The organism is Streptomyces sp. Ru72 (assembly GCF_002920635.1).
Lineage (GTDB): Bacteria > Actinomycetota > Actinomycetes > Streptomycetales > Streptomycetaceae > Streptomyces.
The window spans coordinates 128700-151907 of record NZ_PQSR01000005.1 but is presented as its reverse complement, the minus strand read 5'-3'; the positions used below and the strand labels follow the sequence as shown (position 1 = coordinate 151907).

The 23208-nt window shown below is 71.8% G+C and carries 18 protein-coding genes and 1 pseudogene; 9 read left to right on the top strand and 10 right to left on the bottom strand.

Going from position 1 to position 23208, the window contains the following annotated elements:
* Window positions 1–28: 28 nt before the first annotated feature.
* The 3 genes and pseudogenes from C3488_RS04430 to ssd all read right to left on the bottom strand — a co-directional run bounded on the left by C3488_RS04430 (window position 29) and on the right by ssd (window position 3304).
* Window positions 29–903 (bottom strand): annotated as a pseudogene (locus C3488_RS04430) (type II secretion system F family protein).
* Window positions 904–947: 44 nt separating this feature from the next.
* On the bottom strand, window positions 948–2210 hold the full coding sequence (locus tag C3488_RS04425) for a TadA family conjugal transfer-associated ATPase (protein ID WP_374955396.1): 1263 nt from the start codon (window positions 2208–2210) through the stop codon (window positions 948–950).
* Window positions 2207–3304, bottom strand: a complete 1098-nt coding sequence (gene ssd / locus C3488_RS04420; RefSeq protein WP_103837955.1) for a septum site-determining protein Ssd — start codon at window positions 3302–3304, stop codon at window positions 2207–2209. Before ssd ends, C3488_RS04425 begins: the two co-directional genes overlap by 4 nt.
* 614 nt (window positions 3305–3918) lie before the next feature.
* On the opposite strand from ssd, the gene C3488_RS04415 reads away from it, so the two are divergent.
* Window positions 3919–4743, top strand: a complete 825-nt coding sequence (locus C3488_RS04415) for an HAD family phosphatase (RefSeq protein ID WP_103837954.1) — start codon at window positions 3919–3921, stop codon at window positions 4741–4743.
* Between the two features lie 379 nt (window positions 4744–5122).
* Here the strand turns inward: C3488_RS04415 and C3488_RS04410 are convergent, their stop codons facing one another.
* Window positions 5123–5947, bottom strand: a complete 825-nt coding sequence (locus C3488_RS04410) for a Fic family protein (protein ID WP_103837953.1) — start codon at window positions 5945–5947, stop codon at window positions 5123–5125.
* 99 nt (window positions 5948–6046) lie between these two features.
* Between C3488_RS04410 and C3488_RS04405 the strand changes: the two genes are divergently transcribed.
* Window positions 6047–7027, top strand: a complete 981-nt coding sequence (locus tag C3488_RS04405; RefSeq protein ID WP_103837952.1) for an ATP-binding protein — start codon at window positions 6047–6049, stop codon at window positions 7025–7027.
* Window positions 7028–7043: 16 nt separating this feature from the next.
* On the opposite strand, the gene C3488_RS04400 is transcribed toward C3488_RS04405, so the two are convergent.
* Window positions 7044–8363, bottom strand: coding sequence for a hypothetical protein (locus C3488_RS04400; protein WP_258053288.1), 1320 nt, complete (start codon window positions 8361–8363; stop codon window positions 7044–7046).
* Window positions 8364–8709: 346 nt separating this feature from the next.
* Between C3488_RS04400 and C3488_RS04395 the strand changes: the two genes are divergently transcribed.
* From C3488_RS04395 to C3488_RS04365, 6 genes are all read left to right on the top strand, one after another.
* A complete protein-coding gene (locus C3488_RS04395) occupies window positions 8710–11094 on the top strand; it encodes a SulP family inorganic anion transporter (RefSeq protein WP_103837951.1) in 2385 nt (794 codons plus the stop codon).
* Window positions 11095–11518: 424 nt separating this feature from the next.
* Window positions 11519–13474, top strand: a complete 1956-nt coding sequence (gene acs / locus C3488_RS04385; RefSeq protein ID WP_103837949.1) for an acetate--CoA ligase — start codon at window positions 11519–11521, stop codon at window positions 13472–13474.
* Window positions 13475–13683: 209 nt separating this feature from the next.
* Window positions 13684–15147 (top strand): Na+/H+ antiporter NhaA, encoded by a 1464-nt coding sequence (gene nhaA, locus C3488_RS04380; RefSeq protein WP_103837972.1) that lies wholly within the window; start codon window positions 13684–13686, stop codon window positions 15145–15147.
* A gap of 64 nt (window positions 15148–15211) precedes the next feature.
* A complete protein-coding gene (locus C3488_RS04375; protein WP_103837948.1) occupies window positions 15212–15691 on the top strand; it encodes a phage holin family protein in 480 nt (159 codons plus the stop codon).
* Entirely contained in the window at window positions 15688–16638 is a 951-nt protein-coding gene (locus tag C3488_RS04370) for an alpha/beta fold hydrolase (protein ID WP_103837947.1), read from the top strand. Before C3488_RS04375 ends, C3488_RS04370 begins: the two co-directional genes overlap by 4 nt.
* A 189-nt stretch (window positions 16639–16827) precedes the next feature.
* Window positions 16828–17007: a hypothetical protein gene (locus tag C3488_RS04365; protein ID WP_103837946.1), complete on the top strand. Its 180-nt coding sequence runs from the start codon at window positions 16828–16830 to the stop codon at window positions 17005–17007.
* 39 nt (window positions 17008–17046) lie between these two features.
* Here C3488_RS04365 and C3488_RS04360 read toward each other — a convergent pair whose 3' ends face one another.
* From C3488_RS04360 to nth, 3 genes are all read right to left on the bottom strand, one after another.
* A complete protein-coding gene (locus C3488_RS04360) occupies window positions 17047–18246 on the bottom strand; it encodes a MarP family serine protease (RefSeq protein ID WP_103837945.1) in 1200 nt (399 codons plus the stop codon).
* A gap of 124 nt (window positions 18247–18370) precedes the next feature.
* Window positions 18371–19090 (bottom strand): CoA pyrophosphatase, encoded by a 720-nt coding sequence (locus tag C3488_RS04355; RefSeq protein ID WP_181138870.1) that lies wholly within the window; start codon window positions 19088–19090, stop codon window positions 18371–18373.
* Window positions 19091–19220: 130 nt separating this feature from the next.
* Window positions 19221–20372, bottom strand: coding sequence for an endonuclease III (gene nth / locus C3488_RS04350; protein WP_103837944.1), 1152 nt, complete (start codon window positions 20370–20372; stop codon window positions 19221–19223).
* Window positions 20373–20647: 275 nt separating this feature from the next.
* Between nth and C3488_RS04345 the strand changes: the two genes are divergently transcribed.
* Entirely contained in the window at window positions 20648–21322 is a 675-nt protein-coding gene (locus C3488_RS04345; protein ID WP_103837943.1) for a Crp/Fnr family transcriptional regulator, read from the top strand.
* Between the two features lie 96 nt (window positions 21323–21418).
* On the opposite strand, the gene C3488_RS04340 is transcribed toward C3488_RS04345, so the two are convergent.
* Both C3488_RS04340 and C3488_RS04335 read right to left on the bottom strand, forming a co-directional pair.
* On the bottom strand, window positions 21419–22249 hold the full coding sequence (locus C3488_RS04340) for an MBL fold metallo-hydrolase (RefSeq protein ID WP_103837942.1): 831 nt from the start codon (window positions 22247–22249) through the stop codon (window positions 21419–21421).
* 34 nt (window positions 22250–22283) lie between these two features.
* Entirely contained in the window at window positions 22284–23153 is an 870-nt protein-coding gene (locus tag C3488_RS04335; protein ID WP_103837941.1) for an NUDIX domain-containing protein, read from the bottom strand.
* Window positions 23154–23208 lie beyond the last annotated feature (55 nt).

The window sequence follows — 23208 nt, the reverse complement described above, 5'->3', positions numbered from 1 at the left end:
ATCCCCAGCCTGTGGACAACGCCCTCGCTCACGCCGCCTCCGCTCCGCGAACGATCCGCAGCGCCCACCACAGCCCGGCCCCTCCAGCACTCCACCGGCCACCAGACACGCCAGCCCCGCCCCGGTGTGCAGCAGCACGTGCAGCGGCCGTGCGCCGAGCGCGGTGCCGAGCAGCAGTCCGAGGACCGGCAGCCCGGCGAGCAGGACCGCCGTCGACCGGGCGCCCGCCAATTGCGCCCGCAGATCGGCGCGCTGGTCGCGCTCCGCACGCAGCGCCGCCTCCAGCCGGTCAAGCCCGGCCGCCAGTCCCGCACCCCGGTCCACGGCCACCCGCCAGCACGCGGCGAGCCCCGACAACCCGTCGGCCCCCGGCTGTCGTGCCGCGTCCGCGAGCGCGCCCGGGACGTCGCCGCCGAACCGCGCAGCCGCCAGCACCGCCGCCTGGGCCTCGCCGAGCCCGCCCGAGTCACGAGCCGCCCGCAGCAGTGCCTCGCCCGGCTGACGTCCCGCGCGCACCTCCCCGGCGAGCGCTCCGCACAGCGCGATCACCCCCTCGCCACGCGCTTCCCGTGCCTGCCCCGCCTCCCGCGTCCGCCGCACCCGGCGCAACGCCGGCACGCCGGCGGCTCCGGCCACCAGGGGCAGCAGAGACGTCCCGAGCACCGCGACCACCGCGCCCACGGCCACCGACCACCACTCCACGGGCAACCGCCGCACCCGGAGCACGAACCGCTCCCAGAGCGGTGGACCGCCCCGCGTCGTGGCGCCACCGCCGGCGAACAGCGACCGGGCGCGGCGGGCCGCCGTGTTCGAGCCGCTCACCGTCCAGGCCGCCGCCCCGGCACACACCAGGCCCGCGCCGACCGCCAGATGACCGAGACCCGTCGCACCGCCGGCCGTCATCTGAGCGAGTCCCGCCCCACCGGCTGCCATCCGACCGATCCCGCTCACAGCACCTCCACCTCACTACTCCCCTCGCTTCCGTCCCGGAGCAGCTCCCGCAACCGCTCCCACCCCCGCTCGCGCGTGAAGGCCTCCGGGCCCCACCGCAGGGCGGGCACCGTCACCACGAGCCCCGACGCGTCCCGCTCCAGCACATGCACCTCGGCGATCCGGCGCCGCCCGGTCCGGTCGCGCACGAGGTGGAGGACCGCCGACAACGCCGCCGCGAGCTGGCTGTGCAGCGCGGCCCGGTCCAGTCCCGCCGCCGTGCCGAGCGCCTCCAGCCGGGCGGGCACCTGGGCCGCCGCGTTCGCGTGGAGCGTGCCGCAGCCGCCTTCGTGGCCCGTGTTCAGCGCGGCGAGCAGGGACACCACCTCGGGCCCGCGCACCTCACCGACGACGAGCCGGTCGGGTCTCATGCGCAGTGCCTGCCGCACCAGGTCCTGGAGCTCGACAAGTCCCACGCCCTCCTGGTTCGCGGGCCGCCCCTCCAGACGCACCACATGCGGGTGGTCGGGGCGCAGCTCAGCCGAGTCCTCGGCGAGCACGATCCGCTCGGTCGGCCCCACCACGCCCAGGAGCGCGCTCAGAAGCGTGGTCTTGCCCGAACCGGTCCCGCCACTGATCACATAGGAGAGCCGGGAGGCGATCAGCGCCCGCAGCACCCGGTCCCCGCCCGGCGGCACCGTTCCCGCCGCCACGAGTTCGTCGAGGGTGAACGCCCGGGGCCGTACGACCCGCAGGGACAGGCATGTCGAGCCGACCGCGACCGGCGGCAGCACCGCGTGCAGACGGGTGCCGTCCGGCAGGCGGGCGTCGACCCACGGCCGGGCGTCGTCGAGCCGCCGCCCGGCCACGGCCGCCAGCCGCTGCGCGAGGCGCCGTACGGCCGCGGCGTCCGGGAAGGACACCTCCGTCAGCTCCAGTCCGGCGCCCCGGTCCACCCACACCCGGTCCGGCGCGGACACCAGGACGTCGGTCACGGACGGGTCGGCGAGCAACGGTTCCAGAGGGCCGCTGCCGACCAGTTCGGACCGCAACTGCCGGGCCGCGCCCAGCACTTCCGCGTCCCCGAGCACCCTCCCCTGCTCCCGCAGCGCCTGCGCCACGCGCGCGGGGGTCGGCTCGGCCCCGCTCTCGGCCAGCCACTGCCGCACTCCGTCCAGCAGCCGCGAGCGCTCGTCGGGCCCGACCGCGCCGCCGGGCCCCACGTCCGCCCCGGCACCCGGCCCCGCTGTACTCGCCGTCAGGCCCCAGCCCGTGCTCATACGGGGTCACCCGCCTCGGCCAGCGCACGCTCCCAGAAGGCCGAGCAGAACCGGGCGAGCGACCCCCGCGCCGCTCCCCCGGGCGGTGACGAACCGTCCGCCGGCGATGTCTCGTACGGCACCTCGCCGACCAGCGGCAGCCCCAGCAGTCGCGCCACCTCCCGGTCGTCCAGCCCGGGCGTGTACGGCCCCCGTACCGCGATCCGCAGGTCACCGAGGACCATGCCGACCGCGGACGCCACCCGCCGCGCGGCCGCCATCCCCCGCAGTTCTCCGGGGACGACCAGGATCCCGACGTCCAGCTGCGCGAGAACCTCGGCGACCCCCTCGTCGACACGGCGCGGGAGATCGACGACGACAGCGCCGCCGCGCCGCCGCGCCGCGGCGAGGACCGCGCGGACCGCCTGGGGCGGGACGGCCACGGTGTCACCGCGGTCCCAGCTCAGCACCCGCAGCGCGTGCACCTGGGGCAGGGACTCCTCCAGGGCGCCGCTTCCCACCCGCCCCCGGGAGGCGGCGAACGCCGGCCAGCGCAGGCCCTCCGTGGTCTCCCCGCCGAGGAGTACATCGAGTCCGCCGCCCAGCGGATCCGCGTCCACGAGCAGGGTGCGCCTGCCCTCACGCGCGGAGGTGACGGCGAGGGCGCAGGCGAGCGTGGAGGCGCCGGCCCCGCCACGCCCGCCGATCACACCGACGGTGAGAGCGGGCCGGCCGACCCCCTCGGACACGTCGGCGATGCGGTCCACCAGCCACTGCTCGCCGTCCGGCAGCAGCAGGACGTGGTCGGCGCCGATTTCGACGGCGCGCCGCCAGACTCCGGGATCGTCCTGATCCCGGCCGACCAGCACCACTCCCCGTCTGCGTACGGCCCCGCGCACCCGGCGCGCCGCGTCGTCGCCGACCAGGACCAGGGGTGCCGCATCCCAGCCGCCCCGCTGCTCGGGCACTGCGGGGTGCACCTCCGCTCTGGCGCCCGCGGCCGCGCACAGGCGCAGCAGGTCGTCGAGGAGCTCGGCGTCCTCGGTGACGATCAGCGGTCCGCTCCGCCGCCCCTCGGCGGCGGCCGGTCCGTCGTGTGTGATGGCTCCCGCCACGGTTTCCAGCCCCCTTCGCTGCTTCCTTCGGGCGCGTCCGCAGGCCTGTCCGGCCCGCGCTTCCCAGCCCGGATGGAGAACCGGCAACCGGCCTCCATATGTCCGGCCGATACGAACCGGCCATACACGCCCGACAAACGGAACCGGCCGTGCACGGGCCATGAACTGGCTTGCCGTGAACCGGCGGGAACTCGCCGTCGGCCGGACGCGCTGGAATCAAGGTGCAGCGATCCCGGAAATCGTGTGGATCTTGGTCGATAACTGTGGACAACTCAGCGGTTGTGAATATCGCCTTCACCCATACCGGTGAGGGCTCGGCGGCATCCGCAGAGCAGCGCCATGACTACACAGGGTCACAGGTCGCGGACGTGCTCCATCGCGCTCGCAGCGCCGCCACAGGGCCGCGGAATCGCGTCGAAAAACAGAAAAACCCACCCGGACATGCGACGACCCCCGCCGGGGGGGAGAGCGGGGGTCGTCCCCACGGCCGACTCGGGGGGGAGGAGTCGGACCGGGTTAGCACGGTCGCGAACGATCCGTGACTTCCATGGTGTACCCGAGAGCCCTCTCAGGCAAACCCACACGCCCCACCTTACGCCGAATGGTGGGCCCCTATGCTCAGGCCCGTGGAAAACCACTCCTTGCCCCGCACAGCGGCCTTCTTTGACCTGGACAAGACGGTCATTGCGAAGTCGAGCACTCTCACCTTCGGCAAGTCCTTCTACCAAGGGGGACTGATCAACCGCAGGGCGGCGTTGCGTACCGCATATGCCCAGTTCGTCTTCCTGGTCGGCGGCGCCGACCACGACCAGATGGAACGGATGCGGGAGTACCTGTCCGCGCTGTGCCGCGGCTGGAACGTCCGGCAGGTGAAGGAGATCGTCGCCGAGACGCTCCACGACCTGATCGATCCGATCATCTACGACGAGGCCGCCTCCCTCATCGAGGAGCACCACGGCACCGGGCGCGACGTGGTGATCGTGTCCACGTCGGGAGCCGAGGTCGTCGAGCCGATCGGCGAACTGCTCGGCGCGGACCGGGTGGTGGCGACCCGGATGGTGGTGGGCGACGACGGCTGCTTCACGGGCGAGGTGGAGTACTACGCCTACGGGCCGACGAAGGCGGAGGCCGTCAGGGAACTCTCGGAGTCGGAGGGGTACGACCTGGCGCGCTGCTACGCGTACAGCGACTCGATCACCGATCTGCCGATGCTGGAGGCCGTCGGCCATCCGCACGCCGTGAATCCCGACCGGGCGCTGCGCCGCGAGGCACTCGCACGGGGATGGCCGATTCTCGACTTCCACCGCCCGGTGCGACTGAAGCAGCGGCTGTCGGTACCGCCACGCCCCGCGCTCCTCGCGATGGCGGCGATAGGCGCGGCGGCGGCCACCGCAGGACTCGTCTGGTACGCGAGCCGGCGCCGCACACCCCTCGTGTGAGCCTCCGGACGCCCCAGAGAAGCACAGTCACGCCCGAATCGCACCTCTTTGAACCTAAAAGTAAAGAACTGCATCAAGGGCTTCCGCTTGTCCGTGCCCTGGAGTACAAAGGGGTTAACGGCCCGCGAGACCAAAGGACATCCGAAAGGATCACCTTTTAAACGCAATTGGCCCCACGGGCCGAGCATGAACACCGGGCACCCACGCGACGTCGACCCGTCGATTACGGGCCAGCCGCACCAGGTGACGGGCAAAGTTCCCGACCTGATGGGCGACCATCGAGGACGCTTGGTAACTCGGTGAACATGCCAGCGGCGGTACGAGACTTCGTACCGCCGCAACCATTGCGAAAGGCCCCCGAGGGGGCCTTCTCCCATCCCTAGGCGGCCCCGCGCTGCAGCGCCTCGCAGACCGCCGTCGACTCGCGGACGCCGAGCTCCACCGCCTTCGCGCAGTGGGCGATCCAGGCCGCCATGCCCTCCGGGGTGCCCGACACATAGCCTTCCAGGGCGGCGACGTAGCCGGCCCGGCCCAGTTCCGCGTGGCCCACCTCCGCCGGGCAGATCGCCTTGGGGTCGAGTCCGCTCCCCACCAGGACGATGCGCTGCGCCGCGCGGGCGACGAGGCCGTTGTGGGACACGAAGGGGCGCAGGGCGAGCAGTTCACCGTGCACCACGGCGGCGGTCACCAGGGCGGGCGCGGAGCTGCCCGCGACGATCAGCTCCGACAGCCCCTCGAGACGGCCGGAGAGCTCGGCCGGGTCCGGCAGCGGCAGCTCGACGAGCGGCTCTTCGACGCCTTCGCCGTCCTGCCGGGGACGCCCCACACGCGGGTCGGGATCCGCCGCCGCCACCAGGTGCAGCCGCGCGAGCACCCGCAGGGGTGACTGCCGCCAGATGGACAGCAACTGCCCCGCCTCCGCGGTCAGCCGCAGCGCGGCGCCCACCGTACGGGCGCCGTCGTCACCGCTGAAGTCGGCACGCCGCCGCACCTCCTCCAGGGCCCAGTCGGCGCCGGACAGCGCGGCCGAGCCGCGCGCGCCACGCAGCGCCGCCTCGGAGGTGATCTCGTTGCTGCGGCGCCGCATGATCCGGTGCCCGTAGACCCGGTCCACGGCCTTGCGCACGGACTCCACGGACTCGGCGACCCCGGGCAGGGCCGCGAGGGCCGTCAGCGGGTCGGCGGACGCACCTGTCGTACTCATGGGTACGACCCTACGCACCCCGGGCCCCTCCTTCGAAGGGGTGGTCTTCTTTCCACAGGCATGCCACGCACAGCTACGACGACGCTACTCTTCGTGAATATGAAAATTGCTTTCGTCGGGAAGGGCGGCAGCGGCAAGACGACGCTGTCCTCCCTGTTCGTCCGCCATCTCGCCGGCGCCGGTGCACCCGTCATCGCCATCGACGCGGACATCAACCAGCATCTCGGGTCCGCGCTCGGGCTCGACGAGGACGAGGCCGCGGCGCTGCCGGCCATGGGCGAGCGACTGCCGCTGATCAAGGACTATCTGCGTGGCACCAATCCGCGGATCGCCTCCCCCGAGACGATGATCAAGACCACTCCACCCGGGGAAGGGTCGCAGCTGCTTCGGGTGCGGGAGGACAACCCGGTCTACGACGCCTGCGCGCGTCCGGTGGATCTCGACGGCGCCACCGTCCGTCTGATGGTCACCGGCCCCTTCACGGACGCCGACCTGGGAGTCGCCTGCTACCACTCCAAGACGGGAGCGGTGGAGCTGTGCCTGAACCACCTGGTGGACGGCCGCGACGAGTACGTGGTGGTCGACATGACGGCGGGCTCGGACTCCTTCGCCTCCGGCATGTTCACCCGCTTCGACATGACCTTCCTGGTCGCCGAGCCGACCCGGAAGGGGGTCTCCGTCTACCGCCAGTACAAGGAGTACGCGCGGGACTACGGGGTCATCCTGAGGGTCGTCGGCAACAAGGTGCAGGGCCGGGACGACATCGACTTCCTCCGCGCCCATGTGGGTGACGACCTGCTCGTGACGGTCGGCCACTCGGACTGGGTACGGTCCATGGAGAAGGGCCGCCCGCCCCGGTTCGAGTCCTTGGAGGACGCGAACCGCCACTCCCTCCGCGTGCTCCAGGCGGCCGCCGACGCGACGTACGAGCTGCGCGACTGGGAGCGGTACACACGCCAGATGGTGCACTTCCACCGGAAGAACGCCACCAGGTGGGGAAACGAGCGCACGGGTGCGGACCTTGCGGCCCAGATCGACCCGGGCTTCGTACTCAGCGAGGCCCTGACGGCCGCGGTGTGAGCGACGGCCGCCCCGTCTACCGCTTGGCCGGCGGTGCCCCCGGCACCCCCCTCGGTGCCGGGGCCGGTGACGAGGCCAGGAAACTCTCCCAGCCCTCGGCCGGGGCCTGCCCCACCTTCAGGGTGCGTAGTTTCTCCAGGACCTGCGGGTCCTGTGCGTCCAGCCAGTCGACGAGTTGGCGGAACGAGACGCAGCGCACCTCGGGCTCGTTGCAGACGTGCTCGACGACCTCCTGGACGGCACGCATGTAGGTGCCGCCGTTCCAGGACTCGAAGTGGTTGCCGATGACCAGGGGCGCGCGGTTTCCGTCGTACGCACGCCGGAAGCCCTGGTAGAGGCCGTCCCGCATCTGGTCGCCCCACTCCTCGAACTTGTCGGGGTCGCCCTGGGTCTGGGTGCCCGACTGGTTGACCATGAAGTTGTAGTCCATGGTCAGCTGCTCGTAGGTGTGTTCCGGAAACGGCACGAGCTGCATCGACAGGTCCCACAGCCCTTCCTTCTTCTTCGGCCAGACCTGCTCGTCGACGCCGGAGGTGTCGTAGCGGAAGCCCAGCTCCCGGGCCGCCTTCATGAAGTTCTGCTGCCCCTCCAGACACGGGGTGCGGCCACCGATGAGCTCCTTGTCGTAGTCGAAGGGCAGCGAAGGCTCCTGCTTCAGACCGGAGTTGGTCCTCCAGGACTTCACGAACGCCTTGGCCTGGGCGATCTCGTCCTTCCACTCCTCCACCGACCACTGACCGACCCCGCCCTCGGGGCCGCAGAAGTGGCCGTTGAAGTGGGTGCCGATCTCGTTGCCCTCGAGCCACGCCAGCCGCAGCTGCTCGACGGTGTCCTTGATTCCCTTCTCGTCGTTGAAGCCGATGTCCGAGCGGCCCGGCGAGTGCTGGGGCGGGCGGTACAGGTCGCGTTTCTCCTCGGGCAGCAGGTACACACCGCTCAGGAAGAACGTCATCGTCGCGTTGTTGGCCCTGGCGACCTTGCGGAAGTGCGAGAAGAGCTTCTGGCTGTCCTCACCGGCCCCGTCCCACGAGAAGACCACGAACTGCGTGGGCTTCCGGCCGGGCTTCAGCCGCTCGGGTCTCGGCAGATGCGGCTGGGCGCCCGTGTAGGCGGTGGAGCCGTCGCCGATCAGGCGGACCGCGCTGCCCGGAGGCCCGGCACCTGGGCCGGGCCCCTTCCGCGTTCCCGGCTCTGAACGGGCCGGTCCGAGGGAACAGCCGGCGAGCGCGGTGGCGCAGACGGCGGCCAGGGCGACGCCTGTGGAGGTCCTGCGGAAGGGTGTTCCGGTTCTCGGGGTGGCGGTTCTCGGAATGGCGGTTCTCCGGGTGGCGGTCATCTTCCACCCACCTTCTTCCTTCGGTCGGGCCACGCTGATCAGGTGTGGTGCGACGCGGCTGACACAAACAAACCCTGTGCTCCCGCGCGGCCGAATCAAGGTCACATGGACCACCGAAGGAATTTGTATGACAAGCCGATGAAATAGTCGGATTCACCCTTCTGGGTGATTTAATGCCCCGTTTGCCCCCATATCAGATACCTTTCCTTTACTGTCCATTACGATTCATTTACCGAAGCAGTGAGACATCCCGCCGCTTACGCCGTGACCCACGGCCGCGCCCGACCCCTGGCCCCCGCCGGGGCCACCAGATCCGCGACCGCGCCACACCGGAGGAGACGGGACCATGCCCGCCTGCATCCCAGCCCGCGCCGCCGACTCGACTCGGACGAAGCGCGTACACCCGCCCCACAGTCCCCCACCCACCCCGCCTCGACGCTTCCGCGTCGCGGGCGCCGATCTGTCCGCCTCCCTCGCCGTCTTCCTGATCGCCCTCCCCCTGTCCCTGGGCATCGCTCTCGCCACCGGCGCCCCGCTCCAGGCCGGCCTCGTCGCCGCGGCCGTCGGCGGAATCGTCGCCGGCCGGTTCGGGGGCTGCCCGCTCCAGGTCAGCGGCCCCGCCGCCGGCCTCACCGTGGTCACCGCCGACCTCATCCACCGCTACGGATGGCGTACGACATGCGCCGTCACCGTGCTCGCCGGCCTCGCCCAACTGGGCCTCGGCTGCCTGCGCGTGGCACGCACCGCGCTCGCGGTGAGCCCCGCCATCGTGCACGGCATGCTCGCCGGCATCGGCGCCACCATCGCCGTTGCCCAGTTGCACATCGTGCTCGGCGGCACTCCGCAGAGCGCCGTCCTCGACAACCTCCGGGCGCTGCCCGCCCAGTTGGCGCACCTGCACCCGGCGGCCGTGTCGGCGAGTGTGCTGACCCTGGCCCTGCTCCTGGCCTGGCCACGGCTTCCCGGACGGACCGGGCACCTGCTGCGCCGGGTCCCGGCCCCGCTCGTCGCCGTGGCCGGCGCCACCGCGACCGCCTCGCTCGCCGGGCTGACCCTGCCCAGGGTCGACCTGCCGTCCTGGGGCAGCCACGCACTGGCCGGGCTGCCCGAGGGCCCGGCGCTCGGCATCGCCGCCGCCGTCCTCACCATCACGCTGGTGTGCAGCGTGCAGTCCCTGCTCGGCGCCGTCGCCGTGGACAAGCTGGCGGCCCGGCGCCATCCGCACCTCGGCCGCTCCGACCTGGACCGCGAACTGCTCGGACAGGGCGCCGCGAACATCGTTTCCGGAGCGCTCGGCGGACTGCCGATCGCGGGCGTCGCCGTGAGAAGTACGGCGAACGTCAACTCCGGCGCCGTCAGCCGGAACTCCACGATGCTGCACGGCGTTTGGGTGGTGGTGGCCGCGCTCCTGATGGTCCCGGCGCTCGAGCTGATCCCCCTCGCCTCGCTCGCCGCACTGGTGATGGCCGTCGGCATCCAGATGGTGTCCCTGAACCACATCCGCACGGTCACCCGCCACCGAGAGGTGCTGGTGTACGCCGTCACCACACTCGGCGTCGTCCTCCTGGGCGTCCTCCAGGGCGTGGCGCTGGGCGTGGCAGCGGCCGTCGCCGTCGCCCTGCACCGCCTCACCCGCACCCGTATCACCCATGAGCAGCGGAAGGGAGTCCATCACGTACGGGTACGAGGCCAGTTGACGTTCCTCGCGGTTCCCCGGCTCAGCCGGGCACTGCACCTGGTGCCCGCCGGGGCGGAGGCCGTCGTGGAGCTGGACGGGTCGTTCATGGACCACGCTGCGCACGAGTCGCTGCAGGACTGGCAGCGCACCCACCGCGCGCGGGGCGGCACGGTCGCCCTGACCGGCCGGGACGGCTCCCCCGTCGCGGTGCCCTCGCTGAACTCGGCCCGGGCCGACTCGGGCGCGGAGCCCGCCGGGCCGGCGGCATGCCGGTGCCGGCCCTGGACACCGTGGCGCAACCACCAGTGCGAACGCCCACCGACCGCGCCTTCGGACGAGGGCCCGGAGGCACCGGGCGAGACCCCCGGACCGAGCGGGCGGCAACTCGCGCACGGCATCAGCGCCTTCCAGCAGAACACCGCCCCGCTGGTCCGCGGGGAGCTGGCCCGTCTCGCGCGTGAGGGGCAGCGGCCGTCGCAGCTGTTCCTGACCTGCGCCGATTCCCGGCTCGTCACCTCGATGATCACCTCCAGCGGGCCCGGCGACCTCTTCGTCGTCCGCAATGTCGGCAACCTGGTGCCGCTGCCCGGCGCGGAGAGCGGAGACGATTCGGTGGCGGCCGCCATCGAGTACGCGGTGGACGTGCTCAAGGTGCGCTCCATCACGGTGTGCGGGCACTCCGGTTGCGGCGCGATGCAGGCCCTGCTCACCTCGGACGCAGGGGGCGCCCAGACCCCGCTGAGGCGGTGGCTGCGGCACGGTCTGCCCAGCCTGGAGCGGATGGCCGACGACGAGCGGCCGTGGGCCCGGATCACCGGGCGTGAGCCGACCGACACGGCCGAACAGCTGTGCCTGACCAATGTGGTGCAGCAGTTGGAGCATCTGCGTGCGCACGAGTCCGTGGCCCGGGCGCTCGGCTCGGGCGCGCTGGAACTGCACGGGATGTACTTCCACGTGGGCGAGGCCCAGGCGTATCTGCTGGCCCCGTCCGAGGGCGGCGACGACGTCTTCAGCCGAGTGGGGGAGGCCGGGGACTTGCGCCACCCGGTGTGACACGGCATGGTGCGCGGCGCGGACCGGCCCGCGCCGCGCACCACCGCACCACCGCACCACCGCGCACCACCGCACCACCGCGCACCACCGCACCACCGCGCACCACCGCACCACCGCGCTCCACCGTGACGACGCCTGCTCCGGTCCCTCCCGATCCCTCCCGATCCCTCCCGATCCCCTGGATCTCCCCAGCCCCCGGATACCTCCTGGGGCTTCCGGCCGCCCTCCGGCGAGTGTGAGATGTGTCGCCGAACGAGCCCCCCATGTGAACCGGGCGGGCGGCCCGCACGTGACCTCGGGCAGAACGTCCGGCCGCGGACGCGACAGGTCTAAACCATTTTTCGGTCGGCCCTTGTCACCGGGCCCTCCGGTCTGGTGAGCTGTGGCCTGGGACACAACGGACACCCTGGGAAAGGGAGATGTCGTGAGCAACGAAAGCCTGGCCAACCTGCTCAAGGAAGAGCGCAGGTTCGCGCCCCCCGCCGACCTGGCCGCGAACGCCAACGTCACGGCGGAGGCGTACGAACAGGCCAAGGCTGACAGGCTCGGCTTCTGGGCCGAGCAGGCCCGCCGGCTGACCTGGGCCAAGGAACCTTCCGAGACACTGGACTGGTCGAACCCGCCGTTCGCCAAGTGGTTCAAGGACGGCACACTCAACGTCGCGTACAACTGCGTCGACCGGCACGTCGAGGCGGGTCTTGGCGACCGCGTCGCCATCCATTTCGAGGGCGAGCCCGGCGACAGCCGCTCGATCACCTACGCGGAGCTCAAGGACGAGGTCTCCAAGGCCGCGAACGCCCTCCTCGAGCTGGGTGTCCGCAAGGGCGACCGGGTCGCCGTCTACATGCCGATGATCCCCGAGACCGCGATCGCGATGCTGGCCTGCGCCCGCATCGGCGCCGCCCACTCCGTCGTCTTCGGCGGCTTCTCGGCGGACGCGCTCGCCACCCGCATCCAGGACGCCGACGCGCGGGTCGTCATCACCGCCGACGGCGGCTACCGGCGCGGCAAGCCGTCCGCGCTCAAGCCGGCCGTCGACGACGCCATCGCGCGCGTGGACAACGTCGAGCATGTGCTCGTGGTGCGCCGTACGGGTCAGGAGGTCGCCTGGAGCGAGGGCCGGGACGTCTGGTGGCACGAGCTCGTGGACCGGCAGTCCACCGAACACACGCCCGAGGCCTTCGAGGCGGAGCACCCGCTGTTCATCCTGTACACGTCCGGTACGACGGGTAAGCCGAAGGGCATCCTGCACACCTCCGGCGGTTACCTCACCCAGGTGGCGTACACCCACCACGCCGTCTTCGACCTCAAGCCCGAGACCGACGTGTACTGGTGCACGGCGGACGTCGGCTGGGTCACCGGGCACTCGTACATCGTCTACGGCCCGCTGGCCAACGGCGCGACCCAGGTCATGTACGAGGGCACGCCCGACACCCCGCACCAGGGACGCTTCTGGGAGATCGTGCAGAAGTACGGGGTCACCATCCTGTACACGGCGCCCACCGCGATCCGCACGTTCATGAAGTGGGGCGACGACATCCCCGCGAAGTTCGACCTGTCCTCCCTCAGGGTGCTGGGTTCCGTCGGTGAGCCGATCAACCCCGAGGCGTGGGTCTGGTACCGCAAGCACATCGGCGGGGACCGGACGCCGGTCGTGGACACCTGGTGGCAGACCGAGACGGGCGGCATCATGATCTCCCCGCTGCCCGGTGTGACCGAGGCCAAGCCGGGCTCCGCGCAGCGGCCGCTGCCCGGCATCTCGGCGACCGTCGTCGACGACGAGGCGAACGAGGTGCCGAACTCAGGCGGCGGCTACCTGGTGCTCACCGAGCCGTGGCCGTCGATGCTGCGCACCATCTGGGGTGACGACCAGCGCTTCATCGACACCTACTGGTCGCGGTTCGAGGGCAAGTACTTCGCCGGTGACGGCGCCAAGAAGGACGACGACGGCGACATCTGGCTGCTCGGCCGCGTGGACGACGTGATGCTGGTGTCCGGCCACAACATCTCCACCACCGAGGTGGAGTCGGCCCTCGTCTCGCACCCGTCGGTCGCCGAGGCGGCCGTCGTCGGCGCGGCGGACGAGACGACGGGCCAGGCGATCGTCGCCTTCGTGATCCTGCGCGGCACGGCCGCGGAGACCGAGGACCTGGTGGCGGAGCTGCGCAACCACGTGGGCACCACGCTCGGCCCGATCGCCAAGCCCAAGCGGATCCTGCCGGTGGCGGAGCTGCCGAAGACGCGCTCCGGCAAGATCATGCGGCGCCTGCTGCGCGATGTCGCCGAGAACCGCCAGCTCGGCGACGTCACCACGCTGACCGACTCCACGGTCATGGACCTCATCCAGGCCAAGCTCCCGGCGGCACCGAGCGAGGACTGAGGCTCCCGGCCTCGACGGGGCGCCCGGCAGTCCGGCCGGGCGCCCCGTTTTTCACGCCTCCCGCAGATCCCCACACCCGTCCCGGACCATTCAAGTGCAATGATCAGGTAAAATGGTCCATTCAAGGTGTGCCGGGAAGTCTGGTCGGCAAGCGGTCCTCACGTTCCCTGAGGCCGTCCGCCCGCCGTACCGATCCGGAGGTCCTCACCGTGGCTGCGCCCCGCACCCGCACCTTTCTCGGACGCCTGTCCCTGCCCGAGCGCACCTTCGTCGCGGACGCGCTGCGCACCGAGACCGTCGGCGGCGTGCTGCTCCTGCTCGCCGCGGTGATCGCCCTGGTGTGGGCGAACATACCCGGCCTCCACAGCAGCTACGAGAGCGTCGGCCACTTCCACCTCGGCCCCGCCTCTCTCGGCCTGAACCTGTCCGTGCAGCACTGGGCCGCGGACGGTCTCCTCGCGATCTTCTTCTTCGTCGCCGGGATCGAACTCAAACGGGAGCTGGTCGCGGGCGATCTGCGCGATCCCCGCGCCGCCGTCCTGCCAGTCGTCGCTGCGGTGTGCGGCATGGCCGCGCCCGCGCTCGTCTACGCCCTGACCAACGTGGCCGGCGGCGGATCCCTCACCGGCTGGGCCGTCCCCACCGCCACCGACATCGCCTTCGCGCTGGCGGTCCTCGCGGTCATCGGCACCTCCCTGCCCTCCGCCCTGCGCGCCTTCCTGCTCACCCTGGCCGTCGTCGACGACCTGTTCGCCATCCTGATCATCGCTGTCTTCTTCACGGACCACCTGGACTTCGCGGCCCTCGGCGGCGCCGCCGTGGGCCTCGCAGTGTTCTGGGTGCTGCTGCGCACGGGAGTGCGCGGCTGGTACGTGTACGTGCCGCTGGCGCTGGTCGTCTGGGGACTGATGCACCACAGCGGCATCCACGCCACCATCGCCGGTGTGGCCATGGGCCTGATGTTGCGGTGCCACCGGCGGGAGGGTGAGGAACGCTCCCCCGGGGAGCACATCGAACACCTCGTACGCCCGCTGTCGGCGGGACTCGCGGTGCCGCTGTTCGCCCTCTTCAGCGCGGGCGTCGCGGTCTCGGGCGGGGCGCTCGCGAACGTGTTCACCCGGCCGGAGACGCTCGGCGTCGTGCTCGGCCTCGTCGTCGGCAAGGCGGTCGGCATCTTCGGAGGTACGTGGCTGACGGTCCGCTTCACCCGGGCCTCGCTGAGCGAGGGCCTCGCCTGGGCCGACGTGTTCGCGGTCGCCACCCTGGCCGGTATCGGCTTCACCGTCTCACTGCTGATCGGCGAACTGGCCTTCGACGGCGATCCGGCGCTCGGCGACGAGGTGAAGGCCGCCGTCCTCATCGGATCGCTGATCGCGGCCGCCTGGGCGACCGTGCTGCTGAAGATACGCAACGCCAAGTACCGCGCCCTGTGCGCGGAGGAGGACCGCGACGACGACCTGGACGGCATCCCGGACGTCTACGCGGAGGACGACCCGGGGTACCACCTGCGCATGGCCGAGATCCACGAGCGCAAGGCCGCCGAGCACCGCAGGCTCGCGGCGCTGAAGTCGGCCGGGCGCGGCACGGACGCCGGTCCGCCTGCCGCGGGCGCTGACGGCACGCTTGCGGAAGTGGCGGGCAGGGCAAGCGAGCAGAACGAGCGTCCGGCATGATCTGACACATCACCACACTCCGCAGCGTCCGCGGAGCCCGTACGCAGAGAGCAGGGAGATCGCGATGAGCGCACCCGACGGCAGCCCGGTCGGCGCCGAACGCAGCATCGGCCAGCTGTTCGCCTCGGCGACGACCGAATTGTCCGCACTGGTGCACGACGAGATCGCGCTGGCCAAGGCCCAGCTCAAGCGGGACGTCAAGCGCGGCGCGATGAGCGGCGGCGCGTTCTCGGCCGCGGGCGCGGTACTGCTGTTCTCGCTGCCGATGCTGAACTTCGCGCTGGCGTACGGCATCCGGACGTGGAGCGGCTGGAACCTGGCCGTCTGCTTCCTGCTCTCCTTCGCCGCGAACGTGGTGGTCGCCGGCCTGCTCGGGCTCATCGGCCTGGTGTTCGCAAAGAAGGCGAAGAAGAGCAAGGGCCCGCAGAAGGTCGCCGCGTCGGTGAAGCAGACCGCGGGCGTCCTGCAGAACGCCAAACCGCACCCGCGTGAGCCCCAGCAGGCCGACAAGGCGGTCGAGCCTGTGGCACGCTCGTCCTCATGACGGACCCCGCCACCCCTTCGGCGCAATCCCCCTCGGTCGTACGACTTGACGTCCCCGGCGCGAGGAAGGTGACACACCGGGACGTGGCAGCCAATGGCGCGCGTTTCCACATCGCCGAACTGGGCGACGGACCGCTGGTCCTGCTGCTGCACGGCTTCCCCCAGTTCTGGTGGACCTGGCGGCACCAGCTGGTGGCGCTGGCCGACGCGGGCTTCAGGGCCGTGGCGATGGACCTGCGCGGGGTGGGCGGCAGCGACCGTACGCCGCGCGGTTACGACCCCGCGAACCTGGCGCTCGACATCACCGGGGTCGTACGGTCCCTGGGCGAGCCCGACGCCGCGCTCGTCGGCCACGACCTGGGCGGCTACCTGGCCTGGACGGCGGCCGCCATGCGTCCCAAGCTCGTACGGCGGCTCGCGGTCGCCTCGATGCCGCATCCACGGCGCTGGCGCTCGGCGATGCTCGGCGACGTCAAGCAGTCGTCCGCGAGTTCCCACATCTGGGGACTCCAGCGGCCCTGGATCCCCGAGCGCCGGCTCACCGCCGACGGTGCCGCCCTGGTGGGGCAGCTCATCCGGGACTGGTCGGGACCGCGGCTGCCGGACGACGAGGCCGTGGAGGTGTACCGGCGCGCCATGCTCATCCCGTCGACGGCGCACTGCTCGATCGAGCCGTACCGGTGGATGGTGCGCTCCCTGGCCCGGCCCGACGGCATCCAGTTCAACCGCCGTATGAAGCGGCCCGTACGGGTCCCGACCCTGCATCTGCACGGCTCGCTGGACCCGGTGATGCGGACCAGGAGCGCGGCCGGGTCCGGCGAGTACGTCGAGGCCCCGTACCGCTGGCGGCTGTTCGACGGTCTCGGGCACTTCCCGCACGAGGAGGACCCCGGCGCGTTCTCCGCGGAGCTGATCAACTGGCTGAAGGACCCCGAACCCGACCGCTGATCCGCCGCCCAGCCATCCGGAATCGGCCTGTCGGCCCGAACTCGCACGGACTCGGCCGGTGAGCCCGCACATCCGCCCGCTATCCGGACGAGAACCCCTGTTCCACGAACGGCCACATGCCCGACGCATAGGCCAATTGGACGGCCCGGATGCGGTTATCGACCTTGGGGCGGGGGCAGACGTCCGGGTATGGGCTGGACGCACGACTACAGTGACGTAGCACGCAACCGCCGCTCGGCCACCGCGCCGGGCTCCCACCAGAGGGGCACCCCGCAACTGGCGGGCACGGACACCCAGGTGGGGATCCCCCGCATTCTGCGCCGCCGGGCCCGCTGGGTCTCGGTCCGTCTGCGCCACCCGCGCGGCTGAACCGGCGCGCGTCAACGGCCGCTCCCGGCCCGCCGGGCATCACAGGGCGCAGTTGTCGCTGTCCACCTGCTGATTCGCCGCACGCCCCTGGGCGATGTCCTGACGGACCTCGTCCGCCGTCAGCGCGTACCCCGTGTTGGCGTCGTCCAGGGACTTCGCGAACACCACCCCGTAGACCCTGCCGTCGGGGGTGAGCAGCGGGCCGCCGGAGTTGCCCTGGCGGACGGTCGCATACAGCGAGTACACATCGCGGCGCACCGTGCCGCGGTGGTAGATGTCGGGGCCGTTGGCCGTTATGCGGCCGCGGACGCGCGCGGGCTGGACGTTGTACGACCCGTTCTCCGGGAAGCCCGCGACGATCGCGCCGCTGCCTCCGGTCGCGTCGGTGGACGCGAACTTCAGCGCCGGGGCGTCCAGGTCGGGCACGTCCAGTACCGCGATGTCGCGCCGCCAGTCGTACAGGACGACCTTCGCGTCGTACTTCCGTCCCTCGCCGCCTATCTGGACGGTGGGCTCGTCAACGCCGCCCACCACGTGCGCGTTGGTCATCACACGGCGGTCGCCGAAGACGAAACCGGTGCCTTCGAGGACCTTGCCACAGCTCTGCGCCGTGCCCATCACCTTCACGATGGAGCGCTGCGCGCGCACGGCGACCGCGCTCCTGGCGAGGGACGGGTCGGGCGGCTGGACCTCGTTGATGGGTTCGTTCGCGAATGGGCTGAAGACCTGGGGGAAGCCGTTCTGCGCGAGGACCGAGGAGAAGTCCGCGAACCAGGTGTCCGCCTGGGCGGGCAGGGCGCGGGAGACGCCGAGGAGCACCTTCGAGCCGCGGACCTCGCGGCCGAGCGTCGGCAGCGTCGTACCGGCCAGGGCGGAGCCGATCAGCCAGGCGACCAGGAGCATCGCCACCACGTTGACGAGGGCGCCGCCCGTGGCGTCCAGGGCGCGCGCCGGGGACCAGGTGATGTGTCTGCGCAGTTTGTTGCCGAGGTGGGTGGTCAGGGCCTGGCCGACGGAGGCGCAGACGATCACCACGACGACGGCGACCACGGCGACGGTCGTGCTCACCTTCTGGTCGCCCGTCGCCCGGTCCCACAGGAACGGCAGCAGATAGACCGCGACGAGACCGCCGCCCAGGAAGCCGATCACCGACAGGATGCCGACGACGAAGCCCTGCCGGTAGCCGACGACCGCGAACCAGACGGCGGCGACCAGCAACAGGATGTCCAGCACGTTCACTGCTTCAAGCCTCGCCTCGCCTCGTCACGTTCCGCTCGCCGTCGTCCGGCCGGGGACACGGCTCACCACGCGGCGGCATGGCGGCACGCGCTGCCCGGGAGAACACAGCACGGGGGTCACCTTGTCATGCGCGCCAGTCGAGCGGGACCTGCTTGTCGCGGTCCCAGGGGCGCTCCCAGCCGGCGTAGTGCAGCAGGCGGTCGATGACACCGGCCGTGAAGCCCCAGACGAGGGCGGATTCGACCAGGAATGCCGGACCTCGGTGGCCGCTGGGGTGGACCGTGGTGGCTCTGTTGGCCGGGTCCGTGAGATCCGCCACGGGCACGGTGAACACCCGCGCCGTCTCGTTCGGATCGACGACGCCCACCGGGCTCGGCTCGCGCCACCAGCCGAGGACCGGTGTCACGACGAAGCCGCTGACCGGGATGTAGAGCTTGGGGAGCACGCCGAAGAGCTGCACGCCGGCCGGGTCGAGCCCGGTCTCCTCCTCCGCCTCGCGCAGGGCCGCACGCAGCGGTCCCTCACCCTTCGGGTCGCCGTCCTCCGGGTCGAGGGCGCCACCGGGGAACGAGGGCTGCCCGGCGTGCGAGCGCAGCGAACCGGCACGCTCCATCAGCAGCAGCTCGGGGCCGCGCTCGCCCTCGCCGAACAGGATCAGCACGGCCGACTGGCGCCCCGCGCCGTTCTCCGGCGGCAGGAAACGGCTGAGCTGGAGGGGCTCGACGGTCCGTGCGGCCTTTACGACCGGGTCGAGCCAGTCCGGCAGGCCCTCCGTGCTCAGCCGCAGCCGGCCGCCGTCCGTGTCGTGTCTGTGGCCCGTGTCGCTCACGTGTGTCATCGCCATCCCCGTCCTGCCGATCCCAACGCCCGCGGTACCACGGATCGTTCCGCGCATCCCTCGTGTGGGTGTCGCGCCCCGCGGCCCGCCGCGACACGTCCCTCCCCCGGGTGGCGTGCCGCACCGCGCACGGCCGTCATCCGGCGCCCAGCGGCGGGGCCGGCTTTCCGCCCGCGTCCAGGTACGCCTGCGGGGGCTTGAGCCGCTGGCCGGGGAAGCCGCCCTTCTCGTACTTCAGCAGCCTCCTCGCCTTCTCCGGGTCGGTCTCGCCCTCGCCGTAGGCCGGGCAGAGGGGGGCGATCGGGCAGGCGCCGCAGGACGGCTTGCGGGCGTGGCAGATACGGCGGCCGTGCCAGATCACGTGGTGGGACAGGTCGGTCCAGTCACCCTTCGGGAAGAGCGCGCCGACGGCCGCCTCGATCTTGTCGGGGTCGGTCTCGTCGGTCCACTTCCAGCGGCGCACCAGCCGCTGGAAGTGCGTGTCGACGGTGATGCCGGGGCGGCCGAAGGCGTTGCCCAGCACCACGAACGCGGTCTTGCGACCGACACCGGGCAGTTTGACGAGGTCTTCGAGGCGGTCGGGGACCTCACCGCCGAACTGCTCCACCAGGGCCTTGGAGAGCCCTATCACCGACTTGGTCTTGGCCCGGAAGAACCCGGTCGGGCGCAGGATCTCCTCGACCTCCTCCGGATCGGCCGCCGCGAGGTCCTCCGGGGTCGGGTACTTGGCGAAGAGCCCGGGGGTGGTCTGGTTCACCCGGAGGTCGGTGGTCTGCGCGGACAGGACCGTCGCGACGATGAGCTGGAAGGGGTTCTCGAAGTCGAGCTCCGGATGGGCGTACGGGTACACCTCGGCGAGCTCGCGGTCGATACGGCGGGCACGGCGGACGAGGGCGGTGCGCGACTCGCTCGTGGGGGGCTTGGCGGACACGGTCTTCGCGGGTGTGTCCTTGACGGCGACGGTGCCGTCGGCTACGACGACCTCGGCGTGGGCGGGCTTCCTGGGGGCCCTCTTGGCCGGGGCCCTCTTCGCGGGGGCCGTCTTCGCGGGGGCCGTCTTCGTGGCCGTCTGCTTCGCCGGGGTGGTCTTCTTGGCGGGAGCCGCCTTCTTCGCCGTAGCGGCCTTCTTGGCGAGAGCCGCCTTCTTCCCCGCAGCGGCCTTCTTGGTCGCGGCCGTGGTCTTCCCGGTGGCCGTCCTCGCGGCAGGGCTCTGCTCCGGTGCCTCCTCGGGCGCCGTCTTCGCCGTCTTTGCCGTTCTCCTTCCGCCGCCGGAGCTCTGTTCGCCCATAGCGGAATCGCGACGCGCAACCACCCGTCCAGCCCCCTTGGCCTGTGCTCTCACCGGCGATTTGGACACCCGGCCAGCCTAAGGCCAGGCACCGACATCCGCCCCGCACCCGGAAGACCAGCATCCAATTGGACCCCTGCCGCGTACCCCGGCCCATCGGTGCGGCATCCTTGTGACAGATCACACTGTTTGGACCGTCCGGCAAAATGGGGAACACGGTCCCCTGGTATCCGGGGGAGCAAGATCCCCTGAGCAGGTCGACAAGGAGAGAACTCGTGGACGACGTTCTGCGGCGCGCCCCGCTCTTCGCGGCGCTCGATGACGAGCAGGCCGCGGAGCTCCGCGCCTCCATGAGTGAGGTGACCCTCGCCCGCGGCGACTCGCTGTTCCACGAGGGCGACCCCGGTGACCGCCTTTACGTGGTCATGGAAGGCAAGGTCAAGCTCCACCGCACGTCCCCCGACGGCCGCGAGAACATGCTGGCGGTCCTCGGCCCCGGTGAGCTGATCGGCGAGCTGTCGCTGTTCGACCCGGGCCCGCGTACGGCGACGGCCACCGCGCTGACCGAGGTCAAGCTGCTGGGCCTGGGCCACGGCGACCTCCAGCCGTGGCTGAACGCGCGGCCCGAGGTGGCCGCGGCGCTGCTGCGCGCGGTCGCCCGGCGGCTGCGCAAGACCAACGACCAGATGTCCGACCTGGTCTTCTCGGACGTGCCGGGCCGTGTGGCCCGCGCCCTGCTGGACCTCTCGCGGCGCTTCGGCGTGCAGTCCGAGGAGGGCATCCACGTCGTGCACGACCTCACGCAGGAGGAGCTGGCCCAGCTGGTCGGCGCGTCCCGCGAGACCGTGAACAAGGCGCTGGCGGACTTCGCCCAGCGCGGGTGGCTCCGCCTGGAGGCGCGGGCCGTGATCCTGCTGGACGTGGAGCGGCTGGCGAAGCGGTCGCGCTGACGCTCGGCCTCGGCCGTACGGCTCCGGGCCCCGCCTCCCGGTGAGGCGGGGCCCGTTGTCGTTGCCTCCATCAGGGCTGCCACCCCGCGGCAGGGCTCAGATCAGCCCGTGCTCCCTCAGGTAGTCCAGCTGTGCCCGTACCGACAGCTCCGCCGCCGGCCACAGGGAGCGGTCCACGTCCGCGTACACATGGGCGACGACCTCGCCCGGGGTGCGGTGGCCGTCCTCGACCGCCGTCTCGACCTGAGCCAGGCGGTGGGCGCGGTGGGCGAGGTAGTACTCCACGGCGCCCTGGGCGTCCTCCAGGACCGGCCCGTGGCCCGGGAGCACCGTGTGGACGCCGTCGTCGACCGTGAGCGACCTGAGGCGGCGCAGGGAGTCCAGATAGTCCCCCAGGCGGCCGTCGGGGTGCGCCACCACCGTCGTACCGCGGCCCAGCACGGTATCGCCCGTCAGCACCGCCCGGTCGGCCGGGAGGTGGAAGCACAGGGAGTCGGAGGTGTGGCCCGGCGTCGGCACGACCCTGAGTTCAAGGCCGCCGACCGTGATCACGTCCCCGTGGCCCAGCCCCTCCTCGCCCAGGCGCAGCGCCGGGTCCAGGGCGCGTACCTTCGTGCCCGTCAGCTCGGCGAACCGGGCGGCGCCCTCCGCGTGGTCGGGATGGCCGTGGGTGAGCAGGGTGAGCGCGACCCGCTTCCCGGACTTCTCGGCCGTGTCGATCACATTGCGCAGGTGGCCCTCGTCGAGCGGTCCGGGGTCGATCACCACCGCCTGCTCGCGGTCCGGCTCGGAGACGATCCAGGTGTTGGTGCCGTCCAGGGTCATCGCCGACGCGTTGGGCGCGAGGACGTTCACCGCGCGCGCGGTGGCCGGGCCGGAGAGGACCGCGCCGCGCGGCCGGCCGGGGAGGGCTGCGGCGTCCGTCATGCCAGGCCACCTTCCGTCGCGTGGGTCGCGTGGGTCATGCGGGCGCCTGGCCCGTCGGGATGTGCTTGGTGAACTCGTCGTGGCCGGGCCAGGACAGCTCGATCCGGCCGTCCTCCAGGCGGGCCGTGGCCAGGACGGGGGTCAGGTCGCGGCCCGGCGCGGCCTTCAGCGCCTCGGCGGCCGTCGCACAGCCGATCAGCTGGCGCAGGGTCGCGATGGTGGGCGGCATCATCAGCAGCTCGCCCTTGTCGTACGCGGCCGCCGCCTCGGCCGGGCGGATCCACACCGTGCTGTCGGCCTCCGTGGAGGCGTTGCGGGTGCGCTGCCCCTCGGGGAGCGCGGCCACGAAGAACCAGGTGTCGTAGCGGCGGGGCTCGAACTCCGGGGTGATCCAGCGGGTCCACGCGCCGAGCAGGTCGGAGCGCAGGACCAGCCCACGGCGCTCGAGGAACTCCGCGAACGACACCTCGCGGGCGACCAGGGCCGCGCGATCCGCCTCCCAGTCCGCTCCCGTGGTGTCGCCGACGACCGTGTCCGGGGCCGGGCCGGCGAGCAGCACGCCCGCCTCCTCGTACGTCTCCCGTACGGCGGCGCAGACGATGGCCTGGGCGGACGTCTCGTCGACGCCGAGGCGCTGAGCCCACCACGCGCGCATGGGACCCGCCCAGCCGATTCTCAGGTCGTGGTCGCGCGGGTCGACACCGCCGCCCGGGTAGGCGTACGCGCCTCCGGCGAACTCCATGGAGGCGCGTCTGCGCAGCATGTGGACGGCGGGTGCGCCACCGTCGTCCCTGAGGAGCATGACGGTGGCCGCGCGCTTCGGGGTGACCGGGGTGAGCGTGCCCTCCGCGAGCGCGCGGATCCGCTCTGGCCACTCCGGGGGAAACCACTGCCCATTCGCCATGGGCGGAGGCTATCCCGTAGTGAGCGGATGTTCGAGAGGCAACGATCGCCCGCCG